This window comes from Paenibacillus sacheonensis (genome assembly GCF_009909195.1).
Taxonomy (GTDB): domain Bacteria; phylum Bacillota; class Bacilli; order Paenibacillales; family Paenibacillaceae; genus Paenibacillus_Z; species Paenibacillus_Z sacheonensis.
This window is the reverse complement of record NZ_JAAAMU010000006.1, coordinates 113,550-135,219: the sequence shown is the minus strand read 5'-3', so window position 1 is coordinate 135,219 and position 21,670 is coordinate 113,550. Positions and strand designations below refer to the sequence as shown.

Annotated in this window: 18 protein-coding genes; 10 read left to right on the top strand and 8 right to left on the bottom strand. The window is 58.8% G+C overall.

Annotation, left to right across the window (positions count from 1 at the left end):
• Positions 1-87: 87 nt before the first annotated feature.
• Together uxaC and GT003_RS13515 are read left to right on the top strand one after the other, a co-directional pair.
• The gene (uxaC, locus tag GT003_RS13520) at positions 88-1,497 is read left to right on the top strand and encodes a glucuronate isomerase (RefSeq protein WP_161698518.1); all 1,410 of its coding nucleotides are present in this window, start codon (positions 88-90) and stop codon (positions 1,495-1,497) included.
• A 196-nt stretch (positions 1,498-1,693) separates the two neighbouring features.
• Positions 1,694-3,286: an ABC transporter substrate-binding protein gene (locus GT003_RS13515; RefSeq protein WP_161698516.1), complete on the top strand. Its 1,593-nt coding sequence runs from the start codon at positions 1,694-1,696 to the stop codon at positions 3,284-3,286.
• Between the two features lie 217 nt (positions 3,287-3,503).
• Here the strand turns inward: GT003_RS13515 and GT003_RS13510 are convergent, their stop codons facing one another.
• Entirely contained in the window at positions 3,504-4,679 is a 1,176-nt protein-coding gene (locus GT003_RS13510; RefSeq protein ID WP_161698514.1) for an MFS transporter, read from the bottom strand.
• A 171-nt stretch (positions 4,680-4,850) separates the two neighbouring features.
• Entirely contained in the window at positions 4,851-6,065 is a 1,215-nt protein-coding gene (locus GT003_RS13505; protein ID WP_161698512.1) for a CobW family GTP-binding protein, read from the bottom strand.
• A gap of 143 nt (positions 6,066-6,208) precedes the next feature.
• Here GT003_RS13505 and GT003_RS13500 point away from each other — a divergent pair, with 143 nt between their 5' ends.
• From GT003_RS13500 to GT003_RS13485, 4 genes are all read left to right on the top strand, one after another.
• Complete coding sequence (locus GT003_RS13500) at positions 6,209-7,318, top strand: CobW family GTP-binding protein (RefSeq protein WP_161698510.1); 1,110 nt, start codon at positions 6,209-6,211, stop codon at positions 7,316-7,318.
• Between the two features lie 94 nt (positions 7,319-7,412).
• Entirely contained in the window at positions 7,413-7,916 is a 504-nt protein-coding gene (locus tag GT003_RS13495; RefSeq protein ID WP_161698508.1) for a hypothetical protein, read from the top strand.
• A 194-nt stretch (positions 7,917-8,110) separates the two neighbouring features.
• The gene (locus GT003_RS13490) at positions 8,111-9,100 is read left to right on the top strand and encodes a helveticin J family class III bacteriocin (protein ID WP_161698506.1); all 990 of its coding nucleotides are present in this window, start codon (positions 8,111-8,113) and stop codon (positions 9,098-9,100) included.
• Positions 9,101-9,245: 145 nt separating this feature from the next.
• Positions 9,246-10,280 carry a phosphotransferase gene (locus GT003_RS13485; RefSeq protein ID WP_161698503.1) on the top strand — a complete coding sequence of 345 codons (1,035 nt, stop codon included), beginning with the start codon at positions 9,246-9,248 and terminating at the stop codon, positions 10,278-10,280.
• 136 nt (positions 10,281-10,416) lie between these two features.
• Here the strand turns inward: GT003_RS13485 and GT003_RS13480 are convergent, their stop codons facing one another.
• The 4 genes from GT003_RS13480 to GT003_RS13465 all read right to left on the bottom strand — a co-directional run bounded on the left by GT003_RS13480 (position 10,417) and on the right by GT003_RS13465 (position 14,563).
• Positions 10,417-11,811: an ADP-ribosylglycohydrolase family protein gene (locus GT003_RS13480; RefSeq protein WP_161698501.1), complete on the bottom strand. Its 1,395-nt coding sequence runs from the start codon at positions 11,809-11,811 to the stop codon at positions 10,417-10,419.
• 113 nt (positions 11,812-11,924) lie between these two features.
• Positions 11,925-12,779, bottom strand: coding sequence for an AraC family transcriptional regulator (locus GT003_RS13475; RefSeq protein WP_161698499.1), 855 nt, complete (start codon positions 12,777-12,779; stop codon positions 11,925-11,927).
• Positions 12,780-12,988: 209 nt separating this feature from the next.
• The gene (locus GT003_RS13470; protein WP_161698497.1) at positions 12,989-13,270 is read right to left on the bottom strand and encodes a chorismate mutase; all 282 of its coding nucleotides are present in this window, start codon (positions 13,268-13,270) and stop codon (positions 12,989-12,991) included.
• A 183-nt stretch (positions 13,271-13,453) separates the two neighbouring features.
• Complete coding sequence (locus GT003_RS13465) at positions 13,454-14,563, bottom strand: undecaprenyldiphospho-muramoylpentapeptide beta-N-acetylglucosaminyltransferase (RefSeq protein WP_161698495.1); 1,110 nt, start codon at positions 14,561-14,563, stop codon at positions 13,454-13,456.
• A gap of 70 nt (positions 14,564-14,633) precedes the next feature.
• Here GT003_RS13465 and GT003_RS13460 point away from each other — a divergent pair, with 70 nt between their 5' ends.
• The 3 genes from GT003_RS13460 to GT003_RS13450 all read left to right on the top strand — a co-directional run bounded on the left by GT003_RS13460 (position 14,634) and on the right by GT003_RS13450 (position 17,705).
• Positions 14,634-15,158 carry an SgcJ/EcaC family oxidoreductase gene (locus tag GT003_RS13460; RefSeq protein WP_239565781.1) on the top strand — a complete coding sequence of 175 codons (525 nt, stop codon included), beginning with the start codon at positions 14,634-14,636 and terminating at the stop codon, positions 15,156-15,158.
• Positions 15,159-15,361: 203 nt separating this feature from the next.
• Positions 15,362-16,402, top strand: coding sequence for an ABC transporter substrate-binding protein (locus GT003_RS13455; RefSeq protein ID WP_161698493.1), 1,041 nt, complete (start codon positions 15,362-15,364; stop codon positions 16,400-16,402).
• A gap of 307 nt (positions 16,403-16,709) precedes the next feature.
• Positions 16,710-17,705 (top strand): phosphotransferase enzyme family protein, encoded by a 996-nt coding sequence (locus GT003_RS13450; RefSeq protein ID WP_161698491.1) that lies wholly within the window; start codon positions 16,710-16,712, stop codon positions 17,703-17,705.
• Positions 17,706-17,853: 148 nt separating this feature from the next.
• On the opposite strand, the gene GT003_RS13445 is transcribed toward GT003_RS13450, so the two are convergent.
• Both GT003_RS13445 and trpS read right to left on the bottom strand, forming a co-directional pair.
• Positions 17,854-18,165, bottom strand: a complete 312-nt coding sequence (locus tag GT003_RS13445; RefSeq protein ID WP_161698489.1) for a putative quinol monooxygenase — start codon at positions 18,163-18,165, stop codon at positions 17,854-17,856.
• 126 nt (positions 18,166-18,291) lie between these two features.
• Positions 18,292-19,296: a tryptophan--tRNA ligase gene (gene trpS, locus GT003_RS13440; RefSeq protein ID WP_161698487.1), complete on the bottom strand. Its 1,005-nt coding sequence runs from the start codon at positions 19,294-19,296 to the stop codon at positions 18,292-18,294.
• A 559-nt stretch (positions 19,297-19,855) separates the two neighbouring features.
• Here trpS and GT003_RS13435 point away from each other — a divergent pair.
• On the top strand, positions 19,856-21,670 hold the full coding sequence (locus tag GT003_RS13435; RefSeq protein ID WP_161698485.1) for a cache domain-containing sensor histidine kinase: 1,815 nt from the start codon (positions 19,856-19,858) through the stop codon (positions 21,668-21,670).

Here is a 21,670-nt window from a genome sequence, read left to right as displayed (position 1 = left end):
GCATTGCGCAAGAAAAGCCGCGATTCGAAGCAAATGTTGCGGTATGCTGGCAATAAACGATAGGAAAAAGGATGGTGTCCGCCGCTTATGAAAGCGTTTATGGATCACGACTTTATGCTGAATAACGAGACTGCCAAGCAATTGTACCGCGATTACGCGGCCGGCATGCCGATTATCGATTACCACTGCCATCTGAGCCAGCAGGAGATTTACGAAAATCGCAGCTATGCCAACCTGACGGAAGTATGGCTGTACGGCGACCATTATAAATGGCGGGCGATGCGCGCGAACGGGGTCGAGGAGAAATATATTACCGGCGGCGAAGGCGTCAGCGACTACGACCGGTTCCTGGCTTATGCCCGGACGGTGCCGATGACGGTCGGCAACCCGCTGTACCACTGGTCGCATCTCGAGCTGCGGCGGCTGTTCGGCATCGAGGAGCTCATCAACGAGCGGAACGCGCCGGTCATCTGGGAGAAAGCGAACGCCAAGCTGCAGGGCGGGGGCTTCTCGGTTCAGGATTTTATCCGCGGAGCTGGCGTGGAGGTCGTGTGCACGACGGACGATCCGGCCGATTCGCTGGAGCATCACCGTCTGCTCGCCGAGCAGGAAGCGGAGCTCGGCTTCCGCGTTCTGCCTTCTTTCCGTCCGGACAAGGCGCTGGAAATCAACCGTCCCGCTTTTCTAGGCTATCTCGAGAAACTCGGCGAGTCGGCAGATCGCGAGCTGGCGAGCTACGACGATCTGCTTCATGCGCTGGAGGCGCGGGCGAGGTTCTTCCATGCCGTCGGCGGCCGGGTATCCGACCATGCGCTCGATTACGTGCCTTGGGCGGAGACGACGCACGAGGAAGCGGCGCTTATCTACGAGAAAGCGCTGCTGGGCAATGGCGTAACGCCGGAAGAGGAGCGGAAATACAAGACCTACACGCTGCTGTTCCTGGGGCGGCTCTATGCGGAACTCGGCTGGTCCATGCAGTACCATATGAACGCGCATCGCAATAACAACGCGCGCCGGCTGGCATCGCTCGGCGTGGATACGGGCTTCGATTCCATCGGAGACAGCCCGGTGGCGGTGGCGCTCGTCCGGCTGCTGGACCGATTGGACGCCGACGACCAACTGCCGCGCACGATCGTTTATTCGCTGAATCCGTCGGACAACAACGTCCTGGCCGCGCTCATCGGCAGTTTCCAGGGCGGCGGCATCCCGGGCAAAATCCAGCTTGGCGCCGCATGGTGGTTCAACGATACGAAGGACGGCATGCTGGAGCAGCTCAAGTCGCTCGGCAATATGGGGCTGCTGCCTCGTTTCGTCGGCATGCTCACGGATTCCCGCAGCTTCCTGTCGTACACGCGGCATGAATATTTCCGCCGGATCTTCTGCAATCTGCTCGGCGAATGGGTGGAGCAGGGCGAAGCGCCGAACGATCCCGAGCTGCTGCGCGAGATCGTGCAGGGCGTTTGTTATAACAACGCGAAGGCGTATTTTAGGTTTTAGGACATAGCTCTTGAGAGTTTTGAATGATTCGCGTGAACGGACCGAAAATACCAAAGGACCCGGGTTCGCCGTCTTGGCGGACTTGAGGTCCTTTTTGCGCTGACCGGGCCGAAGTGTTCCAACCGAGATTGTTCTACCAACGGCTTCCTATGCATGCTATAGTTTTGGAAGATTAGACAACGTGGGAGGACTTAACGTGATTGGAATCAAGTTATTATTGGCGGGCGTGCTCGGATTCGGTACGGCAGGAGCCGGTGTAAGCTCCGAACCTGCGCCGGCGTGGAAGCAGCAGCTTGCGATCGGGTCATACTCGAGCCCCGCGTCGCTAGATCCCTCGGATGCGGCTGATTCGAACACCATATCGGTCGTGGGCGGGCTGTTCGAGGGTTTGGTCCGGCTGGACGAAACGGGAAAAGCCGTTCCGGGCATGGCGGCAGGCTGGACCGTCTCGGCCGATGGAAGGACCTATACATTTACGCTTCGTGCCGGCGCAAGGTGGAGCAACAAGCAGCCGGTGAAGGCTTCGGATTTCGAATACGCCTGGAAGAACAGTCTGGCGCCGGCGTCGATCAAACCCACGGTCTACAAGCTGTATGTCTTGGAGAACGCCGAGTCGTACAATACGGGCTCGTTGAAGGATGACGCCAAGATCGGCGTCAAGGCCGTCGACGAGCATACGCTGCGGGTAACGCTGAAGGAGCCGCTCGCGTATTTTCCGCGGATGTTGGCTGAACCAATCTTCGATCCCGTCTACGCGCCGGGGGCGAAAGCCGACCCGGGATGGGCGCAAAGGCGGGGAGACCTTGCGACCAACGGGCCTTTCAAGCTGATGGCTTGGGACGAGAGCGGAGTGAAGCTCGCCAAGAACGCGGATTATTACGACGCAGCCTCCGTTCATTTTGCCACCGTAAGATTCGACGCTTCTACGGGAGAATCGCAGGCGACGCGGTACGGGGAAGGGAAGCTCGACTGGTTCGACGCAACCGGGATGGATCTGGCGAGTATTCTGGTCAAATCAGCCGTGGCGATGGATACGGCCATGGAGGCCATGCCGAGCGGTTCTACCTATTACTACCAAATCAATCTAAACAAACGGCCCTTTACGAACCTGAACATTCGCAAGGCGCTGGCCATGGCGATCGATCGCCGTTCGATCGGGTACGGGACACCGGCGTTCGGCTTCGTTGCCGACGGAATCGCGGGAGCGAAACAATCCTTCCGCGCCGAAGTGCCCGATGGGGCGTATTTCGCGGAAGACGCGGCGCTGGCCCGGCAGCTGCTGGCCAAAGGCTTGGCGGAAGAGGGACTGAAGAAATTGCCTCCCATCGCGATCAGCCTGAACGCAGGGGCTCATGAATCGGTTGCAAAGACCGTTGCCGCAGCGTGGAAGCGCAATTTGGGCGTGTCGGCCTCCGTCAAGGTGCTGGAGTGGGGCGAACTGCTGAAGAACCGCCGCGAGCAGCACTTCGATATCGCGAGGGCGGGATGGGGCGCCGATTATAACGACCCCGCCAGCTTCCTGACGTATTTCTCATCCTGGAGCGCCGACAACGATTCCGGCTGGAGCAGCCCGGCTTACGACGCCATCCTGAGGCAAGCCAACCGAACGACGGATATCGTCGCGAGGAATAAGCTTTATGCCAGGGCGGAGAAGCAGCTGATGGACAATATGGTCCTCCTTCCGCTTTACTATTACGTGTCCAACATCGTGCATCGCGCGACATTGAAGCAGGTGTACTTGGATTCGGGCGGCAGCGTGGCGTATACGCGAGGGTATTTCGAAAAGTGACAGCAGGCGCGCAGCTGCTGCCGCGCAGTAGAGACCAATCGGCACTCTGCAGGATTTCATGAAGCCAAAGAAAAAAGCCTTCATCCCCATGATTCGTTTTATGGGTTTGAAGGCTTTTTCGGCGAGCGGGAACGGACAACGGAAAACGGACAACGGAAAACGGACAACGGACAAATTGCTCGCTCGGCATGTCCTGCGCGGCAGCCCTATACGGTCTTTAGACCGCGGCATGCCGCGAATCGGCCGCTTCCTTGCGCTCCTGCGACCGGAAGACGAGCGCGAACACGAGGACGCAGAAGACGGCAGCCAGCGAATTATAGAAGAACATGCTGCGCATGCCGAACGCTTCGCTGCCGACGCCGCCGACCAGGCTGCCGATGATGCGCGCGAGACCCATGGTGATCAGTCCGTTCAGCGTTTGCCCGCTGGCCTTCAGCTCGTTCGGCACTTCCTTGTTGATGAAGTTCGCCATCGTGACGGTCAGCACGATGAAGATCAACCCGTGCAGCGCTTGCGTCGGCAGCAGCCAGACGGGACTGTGGATTACCGAGAACAGGTACCACCGCAGCGCCGCGGCCGCTCCCGCCGCAAGCAGGATATGCCAGGTTCGGAAACGTTTGAAAATACGGCTCGAGAGCAGCAGGAACGGAACCTCGCTTAGGGACGAGATGACCATGGACCAGCCGAGCCAGGCGCTGTCGCCGCCCATCTCCTTGAAGTAGAGCGGGAAGAAGGCGTAGTAGTAACCCAGCGTTACTTGGAAGACGAAGTTCGCGCCGATGCAGAGCATCAGCTTGCGGTTGCGCATCAATGCCCAAACGGACATGCGCTGGCGGCTTCTCGTCTGGTGCCCTTCGATCGCCGGGAAGCGCAGCACGAGCAGCAGGCAGATCGCCAGCAGCGCGGCATACACGCCGAACAGGAGATCGATGCGTTTCTCGGCGAGGATGCCGAACAGAATCGACATGATCGCGAAGCCAACCGTGCCCCCTAGGCGAATGCGGCTGAAATCCCCTCGTCCGCGCTTGTCCAGCGCCTCCAGCGTGACGGCGTCGCTGAGCGGGAAGATCGAGGATTGGAAGAACGTAAAGACGCAGATGATCAGCAGCAGCAGCGTGAACTGGCTGGTCAGCGGATAGAGCAGCGACGAGAGGCCGGTGCAGATAAGCAGCAGGATCAGAATGCTGTTCTTGGTCTTCGCGCGGTCGCTGAGCAAGCCCCAGAACGGCTGGGCCAAAACTGCGATTAGCGGACCCAAGCCTAATAGGGTTCCGATCTGCGACTGCGTGAAGCCGGCGTGCTGGAAGTACAGCGGAATAAACGTGCCGTAAACGGCGTTGCCCATGTAGAAGAAGAAGTAGAAGAGCAGAAAATAAACGAGATTAACCGGCATGGAAGTTACCTTTCTTGGTGCTCTAGGCGCGGAATGTGAACATGCTTCGTATATGTAGTTCCCCGCCCGCCGGCGAATTCCTTCCTGCCGCCCGAAGCCGCGCCGTCTTGAAAAAAGGCGGGGAAGGCGAGCTGCGTCGCCTTCCCCGCCGATTATTCGCCTGCCGCGCGCCTATTTGCGCGCGAGCCGCTCCCACTCCTGCTTGATCTTGGCTTCGTCCAAGTCGATGCCGATCATGACGAAATACGGGGCGCCTTCGTAGGTGCTCGGCGACCATTCGAGCCGCTTGCCCGCCAGCTGGAAGAGCATCAAGCGGCCGTCTTTGCCGTACGGCATATATCCTTTGGCGCGCAGGCAGACGCTGCCTCTCCCGCCAAGGAAGGCTTCGAATTGGCGGCGAGTGACGCCGGCCGCCTCCGCGTCGGGATAGATCGCAGCCGTTCGAATGCGCGAGAACGAACCGCCGGGTGCGGATGCCGCGGCCGCATTCCCGCGCGAGGTCTTGCCAGCCGAGGATGGCCCGCTGCCGGCTGCTGGCTGGTCGGCCGGGCCCGCGCCGCCGGGAGCGCCGCTTCGAGCCGCGCCGGCTCCGGCGCTCACGCGCACGATCGGCTGCGCCGCTGCTCCGCCGGCGCCGGCGAACGCGCTGCCGCCGCGCGGCACCGCTGCCTGCGGCAAGCCCGCGGAGCCTGCCGCGGCGCGCGCGATCGACGCGGACGGCCGCGTGCCGGAGATGACGGGCTGCCGCCGCTCGGCCGCGGCCGAGATGCCTTCGAAGATGGGGGCCGCATCCAGCTCGCAGCGCACAGCGCTGACGAACATGGCAGAGCCGTTGCGATCCTTGACGAGCGCTCTGACTTTGTCCGCGGTACGGTTCGAGATCAAGTCGAATTTGTTGGCTACGATGATATCGGCCACCTCGATTTGCCGGCGCAGCGTGCGGATCAGCTCCCGGTCCGAGGAGAATATGCTGTTATAGTCAAGCGCATGCTCCGCGTCGAGCACGGTGACGATGCGATGCAGCGCCGCTTTGCCGATGACGGACGGCTCGGTCATCGCGTCCACAATTTCCTCCGGATTCGCTACGCCGGTCAGCTCCATCACGATGACGTCGGGGCGCATGAGCGCCAGCCGCTCGAGGCACTGCGCCAGCTCGCTCTTCTTCGTGCAGCACAGGCAGCCCTCGGTAACGCGCTCCAGCAGCTGGTAGGCGGATTCGCTGCTCACCTGCGTGCCGTCCACGTCGACGGATCCGATCTCGTTCATGAGCACGGACGCCCGCAGACCGCTGGATTTGGCGTGCTGCAGCAGCCTTAGCAGCAGGGTCGTTTTGCCGCTGCCCAGAAAGCCGCTCAGGACGATCACCGGTATCGCATGTTGCTCCATGTTGGCCACACCCTCCCTCCAAGGTTCACATCCATGAACAATATGCGGCTCGGGCACGAAATAACACCGATTTCGGCATGTCTGTTAAATTCGAGCGGAGAACGGTATAATGGTGCCAGTTTATTGAAGAGAGGAAGAAGCGCATGACCCCATCAGACGGACAACCCAACAACGAAACGAAGGGGCGGGACAGCCGCGCGGTCGCGGTGCATTTGCTGTCCGGCTTCCTGGGAAGCGGCAAGACGACGCTGCTGAACCAGGTCATCGATTACTATAAAGAGCAGGATATTAAAGCGGCGGTCATCATGAACGAGCTTGGCGACGTCAACCTGGACGGACAATTGATCGACGGCGAGGTTCCGATGGCCGAAATGCTGGGCGGCTGCATCTGCTGCACGATCCGCGGCGATCTCGGCATCGAGCTGAAGGAGCTGATCGACGAGCATGCGCCGGACGTCGTGCTGATCGAATCGACGGGCGCGGCGAATCCGATGGAAATCATCGACGCCGTGACGGAAGCCGCGCTGCTGATGCGCATCGATTTGCGCACGATCGCCACCGTCGTCGACGGACCGGAGCTGCTTGCGCGCAGCAAGCGCGGCGGGCGCACGTTCAAGCTGATGCAGGAGCAGATCCGCTGCGCGACCGATCTAATCGTGAACAAGGCGGACAAGCTGCAGCCGGAGGAGCTTGTCGAGGTGCAGCAGCTCGTACGCGGGCTGAACGCCTTCGCTCCGCTGACGGTGACGGTACGCAGCGTGATCGATCTTGCGATCTTCGATGCGCCGGCGGCCGATCAGCCTGCGGCGGCACGGCCGGCAGCGCGGCAAGCGGCGGACGATTCAGCCAGCCATGCATGCGGCGCGGATTGCCTTCATGAGGACCATGACCATGACCATGAACACGGTAACGACCATGTTCACAGTCACAGCCATGAACATGACCACAGCCATCATTCCCATGCCCATGACTCGCATTCGCACGTGATGACGCTGACGCATTATTTTGCCGGACCGATCAACAGCCACGACTTCGAGGAGCTGTTGAACGGACTCCCGCAGGACGTGTATCGAGCCAAAGGAATCGTGACGTTCAACGATACCAACAGCCGGTTCTTGTTCCAATTCGCCTACCGCGAGACGGAGTTCATCCGCATTACCCCGCAGGGAGACGTGCACGACGTGGCGGTTTTTATCGGCGAGCATTTCGACAAGGACGCGCTCTTGGCGGAGCTAGCGAAGCTGCAGCGCTGAAATAAATTGGGTATTGTTGGATAAATCGTTTCCCTGTTGGACAAGCTACCTCAGAATGGGTCGAAGCATGGCCCGCGAAGGGAGCTGACAGAAGATGAAACATTCTTTATGGCGCAGACAAGCGGTCGTACTCGGAACGGCCGCGGCGCTTCTATTGACGGCAATGCCGGCGTTCGCGCAAGCCGCGACGCCTTCCTCCGAGCAGCTGCAGGCGCAGCACGAGCAGGAGCGGGACCATTGGCGTTTTGGCGGGCACGGTCACAACAAAGAGGAGCGCAAAGCCCGCAAGCTGGAGTTCATGACGGAAGCGGCGCAATATTTCGGCATCTCCACGGAGGGCAAAACCGCCGAGCAGCTGCATAAGGAATTGAAGGCCGCCCGCGATGCGAATCCGGCCAAATGGGAAAAATTCAAAGCCCAGAAGAAGGCGCAGCGCATGCTTCGCATGCAGGAGACGGCCAAGCAGCTCGGCATCTCGACGGAAGGCAAGACGGCCAAGCAGCTTCACGAGGAAATCCGCGAGAAATGCAAGAACCGCATGATCAAGGAAAAAGGCGACAAGCCGTCCGCGGACGCGAAAGCCAAAGAACCCGCGTAACCATAAACGGCAGCAAGCATCGGCGTTTCGAAGCGCCTCGTGCTCGGCTGCTGTTTTTTTTTGCTTTTGCCTATTCAAACTTGCCAAAATCGGGTAAATAAAACGGCGTTCCGGCAGTCCGGCATTCCGGCAGTCCCATGACAGCCGCGCGATAATCGAACTCCTTTCAATCCTATCTAACGGAGGTATCCCCCATGATGAAGCTTCAAGCGAACGGACCGAGAAAGCCGCTGAAGATGCTCGCATCCGTCCTGCTCGCCATTCTGATGTTCAGCCTGTCGGCCTTGCCCGCAGTGGCGGCATCCCCCGGGAAGACGGTCAGCGCCAAGGCAGCGCTCGCGTACAATCTCAAAGGACTGAAGCACAACGCGGCCGTTCAAAAAGCGTATATCGCGACCAAATACGTGTACGTTACCCAGCGGTCCGGCGGGAAATGCTATCTCTCCAGACTGCTCATCGGCGGCAAGAACGCTTCCTACGTCGACGAGATGGCCGTTACCAATTCGGGACACTGCCAAAGCCTCGATATGTACACGTACAAAGGCGTTGATTACTTCTACTTCAGCTCGAAGTCGGATCCGTCGACCTCTTATTACTGGTCGCTTCAGGTCGCCAGAATGCAGTACTCGGCCGGCAAGACGGTCGACTATACGAGTCTTCACCGCATTACTTACATGAATTACGCCAATCGGACCGGAACGCGGCTCGGCGATACCTATCGCGTCGACGGCGGGGGCAACAGCACGCATACGATATTCCGGGTGCAAACGAAAGCAGGCGCCGTAACATGGTCCATTTACGACACGGTTGCCTTGAACAAGCTTCTCGACGGCAACGAGCTGGTCCGATTGGACAGCAAGGCGGCGAAGAGCGCCTGCGTCGCCAGCTTTACGCAGTCCGGCAGCGGAATCGTCAGACCGAACGGATCCTTCCAGGGGCTCGACATGCTGGGCAAGACGGAGCTCTATACGTCGGGCGGCGCGGAAGGCCAAGTTCCGCAGCTGGCGATGATGTCGAACAGAGGGGCTTTCAAAAGCCTCGTGAAAATCACGAACGTGGGGAAACACGAGATCGAGGGCGTGCAGACGAAGAACGGCAACGTTTATTTTACGATCGTGACGGATCCCGTGAATAAGCAAAATACGCAGAAAATCTATTACGTTTCGGATAGCAAGTTCAAGTGAACGCCACGTATAATGGAGTTGGTGTAATTCCCATAAAGCGGGCTTGGCGATAAAGCGGGCTTGGCGATAAAGCGGGCATTGTCTTCACGGCCGGGACGATGCCCGATTCCATGCCGATGCAGCCGGACGAATCAAGGAGATGCGCATGGGCGAGCATATTGAAATCAGATCGGATCAGGACGGCGCGGAATTCGCCCGGCTGTGTGCGAATCTGCAATTAGGGGCGTTGGTCCGCACGCCGCACGCCGTCACGGGCGGGTTATTGCATCGCATGTATGCACTCGAGACCACGGCGGGGAAATTCGCGGTCAAAGCGTTGAACCCCCACATCATGACGAGGCCTGAAGCGATGCGAAACTTCCTCCGTTCGGAAGAAATCGCCGCGATTGCGGCCCGTACCGTTCCGGCACTTCCGGCCAAGCGATTCAACGGGACTTCCGTGCAGCATGCGGACGGCCGGTACTATCTGGTGTTCGATTGGGTCGAGGGAAGAAGCTTGAAGCCGAGCGAGATCACCGTGGATCACTGCGAGACGATAGGCGGGCTATTGGCGGATATCCATTGGACGGATTTTTCGCTGGCAGAACGCGAAGCGGCTGGTCCAAATCAAGCAAAAACGACGGATTGGCGCGCCTACTTGCAGCAAGGTCAGGCCCAACGTGCCCCTTGGGCGGACGCGGTGCAGGCGTCCGTGAACGCGTTGTACGACTGGGAGGCGCAAGCGAATCATGCCGCGCGGTTGCTTGCGGCAGACACCGTCATCAGTCACTTGGATTTAGACGCGAAGAATGTGCTGTGGAATCAAGACGGTCCGATCCTGATCGATTGGGAAGCATCGGGATCCGTGAATCCGATGCAGAATCTGTCCGACACCGCCGTGTACTGGTCGGAAGACGGGACGGGCGATTTGGACAAGGACAAATTTTCGGCCTTCGTGCGCGCCTATTCGCGGCGGTCGGGTCCTTTGCAGGCCGATTGGCAGGCGGTCGTGGCCCATGGCTGCCTCGGCATGCTGGGCTGGCTGGCCTACAGCTTGAAGCGGTCGCTGCGAATCGAATGCACGGACGACGAGGAACAACAGCTGGGGACGGAGCAAGCGACGGCAACCCTGCATGCGCTTCGGCGTTATGCGGACCGGGCGGCGGACATCCAACAATGGCTGAGGGATGGAAGCCGCTAAGCGAGGCGGGAAGCACGCAGCAAGCAAGATTGCTGGGAGCAAATTAAAACAGTGGCGCCCCAAGACGATCATTTCTCGCGTCCGGGGCGCCACTGTTTTTCGGTTTTCTTCTGCTCAGCTATGCCGACTTAACGATCTATACCGCCGGTACCGCCTGCAGCTTGCGGAATACTTCATAGCTGCGGCGCGCGCATTCCGAGATCGCGATGGGATGGAAGCCGTTCACGGCCGCATACAGCTGGTCGTTGAGCGGAGCCGTCCAGGACGAAGGCAGCGCGCTGCCGCCCAGCATCGCGCCGAGGATGGAGCCGACCGTCGCGCCGTTGCAGTCCGTATCCCAGCCGCCGAGGACGGCTGTCGTGATGCCCTTCTCGTAATCGCCGCCGGAGTAGATGAGCGCCGCCGCGCACAATGCCGCGTTGTTATTCGTATGCACCGCGTCGTAGTGGCAGAAGGCGTCCCAGATGCGCTGCGTCAGCTCGACTTGGCCGTTCGTGGATTCCGCGATCTCGATGGCGAGCTTAATGTCGCTCGCAAGCCGGCTGTTCGCAGGGATAACGCCCAGCCCGATGTCCACGATGCGGCGTACGTCCGTTTCCACGAAGGCGGCGGCGATCATGGCCGCGCAGAACATGGCGCCGTAGATGCCGTTCTTGATATGGGAGAACGACGAGTCCTTCCAGGCCAGCTCGGCTGCCAGGTCCGGGTTGCCTGCCGCGCCGTAGGCATAGCCGTCGACCCGGATTTGGGCGCCGATCCATTCCCGGTAAGGGTTGAGGTAGGTACGAACCCAGTCCTTGTCTTCGGCAGTAAACTTGTCTTTCTGGTAGCGCATATGCGACGTGATTCGGGCGAAGTTCAAGTAAGCCTGCGTTTCGGCCGTGCACACCTGGCCGTAGCTGAGGCGGTTATGCCACATTTTGCCGACGTCCCAGGAATCGAATGCCGTGCCTCTCTCTTCCAGCATGGCGAGTCCGAGCACCGTATAACGGATATCGTCGTCGGTTTCCATGAATCGAATATGCTCGCGCGTGCTGTCCTTGCACCACATGGCGATGTGCAGGTCCGGATACTGCTTCACGCTCTCCGATTCGATCGGGGTGTAGCCTTGGATCGGCCACGCGTTCGCGCCTTCGAACCACAGCTTCACGTTCTCGGCGCCGGAACGGCCGCCCGAGCCGTTCATGAACGGGCCTGCTTCCAGCGGCTTGCCGAGCGCGCAGCCGGCGGCCCGGCCCAGCCAAGCGCCGTTGAATTTATCGAGCCACTGGGCATCGGTCCATGCCGGCGAGGCGACCGCAACGGCAGCCGGACGCTGCGCCCGGATGTCTTCCAGCTCCGAAGGTTCACTGTACGGGAAGTCCGCGGCAATCGGAAGCGCCATCAGCTCGCGATACAGTTTCATCAGCTCGGCCTCGTCTTCTCCGGCCGCTTGTACCCGCTCCGCAAACCCCTCCACGCTGCAGCCTTCCTCGCCGCGCTGTTTAACCTCTTCCTTCACTAGCGCGAATAACGAATCCCAACCTGCCATCTTCGTCACATCCCCTTCTTGTACATGATGTTTTCATTGTACGGGACTACGGAGCGCCGATCTTCTCAGGAATGCGGCGCGGGCTTCTCACTATTTGCGTTAGCCGGATAGGCTTAACCGGGAGCCTCCAGCCCGAGCGTCTGGCGAAAATGAACCGGCGAGACGCCGGTCGACTCCTTGAACACGCGATAGAAGGTCGCAAGGCTCTGAAAGCCGCATTCGAATCCGATATGCGCCACCTGCCGGTCGCTGCCGGCCAGCAGGCGCTTCGCTTCCTGCACCCGCAGGAGCGAGACGTAATCGGCGAAGCGGCGTCCCGTCGTCTCATGGAAGACGCGGCTTGCGCGGGATACGCTGATGCCGAGCTCCTTCGCGATATCCTGCAGGCCGATCGGCTCGCGGTAACGCTGCTCGACCAGCTCGGCCAGCGCCTTGGTCTGCGTCACCGACTGCACCATGGACCGCTGCTCGGAATCGGTGAGGCCGGCATGGTAATGCCGAAGCAGCAGGCCGCTCAGCTGGATGAGCGCGCTTTTGGCCATGGCCATATAGCCCGGCTCGCGATCGCGAAGCTCCCGTTCGACCGCTGTCATCCAAGGAATAACGGCTTCCGCTAGCGGCGATCCCGCCGGAATCAGATTGTTGAAATTCGCCGAGCGGTAGGAGTAGGGCAGCAGCAGGCTCGGATCTTCGGACATCAAGAGCGCGCCGTCGAAGTTCAGGAAGAGATAATGGCTGGGGTCGTTCGGATCGGATTGGGCGATATGCAGTTCCTCGTTGTTGACCAGGAAGACGTCGCCCTGCCGCACCTGATACTGCTTGCTGCCAAAGAAGAACGTGCCGGTGCCAGACAGGCAGAGCCCCATCTCCAAGCTGGAATGCGCGTGGAGCGGCTGGCGGTACGTCTTGGGCGTCCATTGAAACGCATTGATCGGCACGTCATGCTCGTAGGTGATAGTCAGCTTCATGATTTTCTCGTGCTCCTAGCGGGGGGACCGGTTCGCCCCAATGGTAGACTCGCGAATAGGATACTACATGACGGCGCTTTCAACAATCGGGCCGCGGTTCATAACACAGTGCCGAACACCGCTTCATGCGCGGCTGAATAAGAAGAAGGCCGCCCCGAAGCTCAGCTTCGGAACGGCCTCCGTCGGCGCGTGATGGTCGGCCCGGCTCGTTACTTGTTGACCGCACGCAGCTCGATATGCCTGGCGATGACCAAGTCCATAATATGCCGGAAGATCGCCTCCGCATAGTCGGTATTCAACCCATGCTGCCGGGCGTATGCCTCGATCTTCTGGAATTGCTGCGCTTCGCGGACCGCATCCTGCGCGGGCAAGCCCTGACGTTCTTTATACTTGCCGACTTCTTCGGTGCATTGGAACCGCCTGGCCAGCAGCGAGACCAGCTGCCGGTCGATATCGTCGATGTTCGCTCTCAGTTCTGCCAAGTCTGCCATTGTCATGCACTCCTCGAATAATTTCGCGCATAGACGCTTCTACGCAATAAAGCAATGATTCCTTTCACCTTACCATATACCCGCATGGGATGTAAACGGTGCTATTACCCAGCCGGCTTTGGAACGGGTACGAGGTAGATTCAGCGAGAGGTGCATTTCGCATGCGTAATGATTCGACTTGGCTCAGTTCCGGCTGGCTGCATCGATGAGCGCCGCGATCGCGCCCGCAGGATCGCCGTTATCGTTCCGTCCCATGCGGGCGCGAATGGCTTCCCGGTCGGCATGCAGGCGGCCGAGCGCAGCCAGGAACGCTTCGTCCGTCAGCTCTTCCTCCTGAAGCACCTCGCAGTAGCCTGCATTCCGGAACGACTCCGCATTCAGAATCTGGTCGCCGCGGCTTGCGCTCTTCGAGAGGGGAATGAGCAGCATCGGCTTGCGCAGCGCGAGGAATTCGAAGATCGAATTGGAGCCGGCGCGGGAGATCACGAGCTCGGAGCAAGCGACGAGATCGGGCAGCTCGTCGTGCACGTATTCGTACTGGCGATAGCCCCGCACGCCGTTGCAGCCGTCATCGAGCTCGCCTTTGCCGCATAGATGAATGAGCTGATACGTCTTCGTCAGCGCCGGCAGGTTGCGGCGAACCGCCTCGTTGATCCGTTTCGATCCGAGGCTGCCTCCCATGATAAGCACGACGGGCTTGCCCGGAAGAAGCTTGCTCCACTGGAGCCCCTTCACGGCGCTGCCCCGAAGCAGCTCGCTTCTGACGATGGGGCCGACATGAACGGCCTTATTCCCTTTAATATGGGCAGCCGTCTCGCCGAACGTCACGCATACTTTGCTGGCGAACGGATTCGCGATCCGATTCGCCAGCCCCGGCGTCAGGTCCGATTCGTGGATGATGACGGGCACGCGGTTCATCCAGGCGCCGAGCACGACGGGCACGGAGACGAAGCCGCCTTTGGAGAAGACGACGTCGGGCTTCAGCCTGCGAATCAGCCGGTAGGCTTGGATGACGCCCTTCGCGACGCGGAACGGATCCTTCGCGTTCTGCAGATCCGCATAGCGGCGCAGCTTGCCCGTCGAGATCCCATAATATTCGACATCGGCCAGCCTGTCGATCAACTGCTTCTCGATGCCGCTCTTGGACCCCATGTAGAGGGCCTCCCAGCCTCGCGACTGGAGCAGGGGGATCAACGCGAGATTGACGCTTACGTGTCCCGCGGATCCGCCTCCGGTAAACAGAATGCGGCGCGGCTTCCCGTCAGGCGGGCGGTTCAGGGCTGTATTTGGCATGGACGGCTCTCCTTGCTACAATTATTCTTATAAGCGTATCACAAAACCATCTCGTCAGGAGTGAAAATGGATGTCCGTTTCCGATTTGGATTATATGCTTCAACAGTATGCGGAACAACGGCGCGCGCATGACGAAATTGTGCAGCCGGACGAAATCGAAGTGCTGCGGGCGTACCAAGCGATGCTGGCCGGCTGGAACGCGCGCAGCGCGGAGGAGATGGCGGCTCCGTTCGCGGAGGACGGCGAGCTGATCGGCTTCGATGGAAGCGAGGCTGCGGGAAGACAGGGCATTCACGATCATCTTGCGCCGATCTTCGCGCATCATAAGACGCCGCGCTACTGCGCGATCGTCCGATCGGTCAAGCTGCCTGCGCCGGGAACCGCGATATTGCGCGCCTATTCCGGGCTGGTGCCGGAAGGCGCGTCCGACATCGATCCGAAGCTGAATGCCCAGCATTCGCTGACGGCGGTGAAGCGAGGCGGCGAATGGAAGATCGCGCTGTTCCAGAACACGCCGGCGCAGTTTCATATGGAGCCCGAGCGAGGGGCGGCCCTGACGGAAGCGCTTCGCAAGCTCCCGTCTGCATCGGACTGACATGATCCGTTAAGTGCGGCTGTCGGCATGCGATACCGGTTGATTTATGGGAACGAAACAGGTCGGTTGCCGATGGAAGAGGTTCATGCTCCTGCGGCAGCCGATTGTTATTTCCACATCCTTCACTTGACATTGAAAATGAGATTCATTATCATCTAGGAATATGAGCTTATGAGCTATCATTCAGGAGGGTTATTAGACAAATGCGCAACGCGAGATCGGCAAGAAAAATGAGCTTCATCCTGGTTGGACTGCTGGCGGTTATGCTGGTATTGTCCGCATGCGGCAGCAACAACGGCAATAACGGCGGCAACAATGCCGGCAATGCAGCAAATGAAACGGAAACGACGAACAACGGCGGCAACGACGCTGCGGGCGCGGGCAATAACGAAGCCCCGGCCGGACCGCAAACGGTAACGGACGGCATGGGCCATGAAGTGAAGATCCCGGCTGAACCGAAGAAAATTCTTGCTTCTTACCTGGAAGATCCGGTCGTAACGCTGGGCCAAACGCCCGTAGCGCAATGGTCGGTAGCGAACGGCATTCAAGATTACTTGGCTCCGCAGCTCAAGGACGTGCCGACGATCGCTTACGATCTTCCGGTCGAGAAAGTGCTGAGCTACGCGCCTGACCTGATCATCATCGGTTCCGAATCGGCCGTTCAAAAAGGCCTTTACGAGCAATATGCCAAGATCGCGCCTACGTACGTGCTTGGCGATAAAGTCAACAAAGACTGGCGCGAAGCGCTGAAGACGATCGGCGCCTTGCTCGGCAAGAGCGGCGAAGCGGACAAGGCGCTGCAAGAATACGATCAGAAGGCAGCGGATGCGAAGGCCAAGCTGGCATCGGTCGTCAATGGCAAGAAAGCCGCAGCATTGTGGCTCGTAGCCAAGAACTTCTACATCGTCGACGAAACGCAAGCGAGCGGCGCGGTGCTTTACAAGGATCTCGGCCTTACGCCTCCGAATATCGTGAACGAAATTCCGGCCGCATCCAAGGCGGTATGGAATCCGATCTCGCTCGAGAAACTCGCGACGCTCGACGCGGATTACATCTTCCTCGTGAACAGCGACAAGGCCGACGCTGCGGAAACGCTGAAGAACCCGTTGTGGCAGGGCATTCCGGCCGTGAAGAACAAGCAAGTGTTCGAAATTCCGAGCACGAGCAGTTGGCTGTACTCCGGTAAAATCGCCGGCGAACAAATCATGGACGAAGCCGTTAAATTCCTGACGGAAGCGAAATAATCGATTCCGGCCGAAAACGAAATAATCCGTGCAAGACCGACGCATCCCCCATACGAATCTTCGGATTCACGGGGTATGCGTTTTTTATTTATAAGGTGTGGAATGAATTACCATCCCTTGCTATACTTTGTTGGGGCGCCTGCGGACGTCCTGCTGCATTATGCAAGTCAACGATTACGACCAATCCCAAGTAGAGGAGTGATGATGTTTGTTGAAGCTCAAACAAATCCAGATGCCGGCGAGAGGTCGCGCGATCCGATAGAGGCCCGGACCTCTCGCTCGGGCAAGCCGCGGGAGGCAATGTTCGATGATGAATTTGTCCACTATGCTGCAGGGGATGGCGGATGACCGTCCGGCCAAGCAGCTGATCAAGAAATGGAAGCATGACGAGGATTCGCTCCGTTTCTGGCGGGCGAGCAGCAATTTCGTATATGTATTTACACGTGAGGGCAAGCGGCAGTTTCTGCGATTCATTCATGCGAGCGATAATTCTGCTGCGCAAATCGAGGCCGAGCTGGACTTTATCGTGTACTTGGCCGCGAATGGCTATCCGGCAGCGAAGCCGGTCGCTTCGGTCCATGGACGATGGCTGGAACGAATGGCGGATGAAGAGCTTGGCGTTTATTATGGCGTTGCGTTCGAGCAGGCGGAAGGCAGCCATGTGCCGCTCGGCGACATGTCGGCGGAGCAGCTGTTCGGCTGGGGACGGTCGCTCGCTCGGCTTCATGAGCTGTCGGCGGGCTATGCGCCGGATGCGGGCAGGCCGGAACGATGGGGCTGGCGCGATGTTATGGCATGGACTTATGAAGTACTCGAGCGGCACCGCGAAGGGGAGGCGCTGCGCGAGTGGAATCGGGTGCAGGCTTGGCTGGAGTCGCTTCCGGCCGACGGGAACCATGTCGGATTGATTCATTATGATTTTCAGCCGGACAACGTGTTCGACAGAGGCGTTCAAGGCGATTATGGCGTCATCGATTTCGACGATGCGATGCAGCATTGGTTCGCGGCGGACATTGCCGCGGCGCTAGGGGATTTGGATGATTTTTCGGATCCGGAGACGCGGGCGATCCGTGATATCTTCATCCGTGGATATACGTCGGCGAGGCCGCTCGGCATTTCCCTGGAAGAGACGTTCGCAGGTTTTCGGCGCTTCGACCGGCTGTACGGCTTCGCGCGTATCATTCGCAGCATGGAGCGGGTCGACGAAGCTTCCGCGCCGGAATGGATGAAACAGCTTCTGGCGAAATTCCGGGGTCACTGCGACCGGCGCAGAGGATGGTTTCAGGAGGCAGGCTCTTTCTGAAGCCGGGAATTATCGCCAAGGGAAGGCTTGATTGGAACGAGAAAGGAGCAGGCGAGTCGCCTGCTCCTTTCGTATTTCTATTATTCGTTCTTGTTGAACCGCGCGCTTGCGGCAGCAGTCACTGCTAGCTCTCCCGGCGTAATTGCGCTTAAGGGGTAACGCCTATTCCGCCGAGCGGCACATGCCTGATTTGCTGCTCGAAGCCCGCGATAAGCGGCTTTGCGCGCTGAATCATCGCACGCGTCGTGTCTAAGGCAAGGGAGGCTTGATGTGCCTCGGCGCTGCTCCATACCTCGGTAATCCAAATCGCGTCGGGCTCTTCCGGCAGCACGCTGACGATATAGACCTGGCAGTCTTTCACGTCTTTCATCGCGGCCGTCGCCTCCAAGAGCAGCGTCGCCAGCTCATCCCGTTTGCCGGGCTGCGCCATCATTTTGCCGGATAATCCGAATTTGGCCATCTTCACACGTCCTATCTGAGCAAATTTATAGCTTACTATCAATTTACCCGAATTTCGTATAAAGCAAGCGGAGAGGGCGAGAAAAGAAGGCGTTTGTCTGTCGACGGGCAAGGTGGGCGTATCGAGTCAATTCAGCGAGAGCAAGCCCATTGCCTGCTTGGCTTTCAAGAGCGTACTGGCGGCCGATTCGGCTGCTTTCCGCGCGCCGTCCCGTAGAATCGAGAGCAGCTCTTCCGATTCGACGATGTCGTTGAAGCGGCTCTGCATCGGGGCGAGCTTCGCGATGACCGCGTCGGCGATATCCTGCTTGAACGGTCCGTAACCGATGCCTTCGTACCGCCGCTCGATCGCGGCGACGCTTTCGCCGGAGAATACGGCATAGATTTCGATCAGGTTGCTCACCTCGGGCTTTGCCTCCCAATCGTAGCGAACCGTGCCTTCCGAGTCCGTCACGGCGCGGGAGATCTTCTTGCGAATCTCGTCCGGCCGGTCTTCGAGCAGGACATAGCTGTTTCGGTTCGGATTGCTTTTGCTCATCTTCTTGGCGGGGTCGTCAAGGCCCATGATGCGGGAACCGATGGGTTGAATAATCGGATCCGGAACCTTGAACGTCGTGCCGAACCGATGATTGAACCGAACGGCAAGGTCACGCGTGAGCTCCAAGTGCTGTTTCTGGTCGTCGCCGACGGGGACATGCGTCGCCTGGTGTACGAGGATGTCCGCCGCCATCAGCACGGGATACGTGAACAGTGCCGAGCTGAACGATTCTTTGCCGCCCGACTTCTCCTTGAACTGCGTCATTCGTCCGAGCTCGCCGAAATGCGCCTGCGTTTCCAGCAGCCAGCCGAGCTCGGCATGCGCGGCGACATGGGATTGGATGAAGATCGTCGCTTTCTTCGGGTCGATGCCCGCCGCGATGTAGTAGGCGGCGACTGATTTGGAGCGTTGGAAGAGCAGCTTCGGATCCTGCGGTACCGTGATCGCATGGAGGTCCGGCACGAAGAAATAACAATCGTAACCCTCGTTCTGCATGTTCACGAATTGGTGCAGCGCGCCGCCATACCCGCCGATATTCAATTCCCCGCTCGGTTTGATGCCCGATAACACCCGTTTTCTGTCAGCTTGTTTCATACCGCGACCTCCGCTCAGTCGATTTGTTGGAGCATACAAAAAAAGACACGCCATCCCCAAAAAGGGGACGAAGTGTCTTCTCCGCGGTGCCACCCGAATTCGGCCGAAGGCCGCGCTCAGCTCATGTCAAAACGACTAACATGCTTCCCCGAGGTAACGGAGGGAATTGCCGTCGACGCCTAGTAAAGGCAATTGCTGCATTCCCCTTATCGAGGAAGCAGGCGAATGCTGCAATCCCATCTCGCAATGGAAATGTAAACCAATCGCCTTCAATCGCCCTATTCGGATCGAAGCGAACGGAGCCATTCGTTCTGCTTGAAAGTGCCGGACCTTTCACCGATCGCCGGCTCGCTGGGACAGTCGCTGCAGAAGTACTATTTCCGTTCATAGCCTTAAATATCTATTTTCTGGTAATGGTTAGCAATAACTATAAGGCAGGACGCGCACGCGAGTCAAGCGAGTTCCGCCGAAAGAGGCCCGACCGACAAAAAGCAATTGATCATTTCGACGGCCTTCGGTTACGATGGACATTAAAATGTAAACGATTGCGGGGATCGCCATGCAAGGAGCCGTACGATGGATCGGGTCGATGTTCAAGGTGCAGAGCAGCATGCAGAAGAAGCTGATCGCGGTGTTTATTTTCCTCATCATCACGCCGATCATCGCGATCAGCTATATCTCTTACCAGAACTATGTGGATTCCATCAACAAGAATACGTCGCAGTATATGAACCAGGTCATCGCCAACTTCCAGAGCAAGCTGGAGGAAACGATCGCGAATATGATGGTGATTACGAAAATCCCGCTGTATTCCACCGAGCTGCAGCAGTATCTCGTGACGCCGAGCCTTGATTTGGCCAAGCAGAACAAGATCGATTTCTATATCGGCCTCATGAATAACCTCAACAAGGATATGAGCTCCACGTACATATTGGATCATTACGGTAATCTCTTCTACCGCATGAAGACGGATTCCGTCCGTCCGGACCTGAAGCAGCGTTACGCCGAGTGGAGCGCGATCGCGGAAGGAGCGGAGGGCAATCCGACGATTCTGAGCACGCAGGAGATCGCGATTCCGAATCATCCCCCCTACTATGTGTTCTCCGTCATTCGCGATATTCGCGACGTCAATTCCTTCGCCTCCATCGGCACGATCGTCGTCGATACGAAGTTGGATGCGATCGAGCAGACGGTGGAGCAGATGGACGACATCACGAACGGCATGACGCTGATCATCGATCGGGACCGGAACGTGATCTACGACAGCCGGAAGCAGTGGATCGGCAAGCAGCTCGGCAATCCGGACATGCTGAACGGCATCGCGGGCAGCCGGGGCAGCGTGGAAATGGCGGTGGACGGGGTCGATTATTTCGCCACGTACAATCGTTCGGACGTGACGGGCTGGAGCACGATCGTCTATATTCCCGTCGATCATCTGCATCATGATGCCAAAATCACGCGCAACGTGACGACGATCGCGACCGTGCTCATCGTCATTGCCGCGCTCGTCGTCTCCATCGTCATTTCGTTTCGGCTGTCCAAGCCGCTTCGCACGATGACGAATCTGATGATCGCCGTCCAGCAGGGCAATCTCGATATCAGCTTCCGCATCAAGAACAAGGACGAGGTCGGCGTGCTGGGCCTTCACTTCAACCGGATGCTGCGGCGCATCAAGGACCTGATCGACGAGATCTACGTCATCCAGAACCGGAAGAAGGAGGCGGAGCTGGAAGCCTTGCAGAGCCAGATCAATCCGCATTTCATCTACAATACGCTCGAGACGATCCGGATGAAGGCGCTGTTGAACGACGACACGGAAGTGTCGGATATGACGTTCATCCTCGGCAAGCTGATGCAGTACAGCATCAACCGGGGCAAAGAAACCGTAACGGTGCAGGAGGAGCTGCAGCATTTGGACAACTATTTGAACCTGCTCAAGTACCGGTTCAAGAACCAGTTCCAATGGGAGGCCCAGCTGCCGCCCGACGTGCTCCGCTACGACGTGCTGAAGCTGACGTTCCAGCCGATCGTCGAGAATGCCATCCTTCACGGACTCGAGGGCAAGAAGGTGAAGGTGCATATCCGCGTCTTCGCCAAGATCGCCGGGGAACGGCTGCACATCTACATTCAGGATGAAGGGAACGGGATCCCGCCGGATATCCTGCAGCATTTGCAACTGTACATCGGCGGGCAGACGGAGGAGACGGCGATGAAGTCGGGCATCGGGCTCAAAAACATCAATGAGCGCATCAAGCTGTACTACGGCGAAGCCTACGGCGTGTCCATCGACAGCCGGATCGGCGAAGGTACCATCGTCACGCTCGCACTGCCTTATCCGTCGCCGAACGGTTTGAATGGACAGGGGGATTACTGA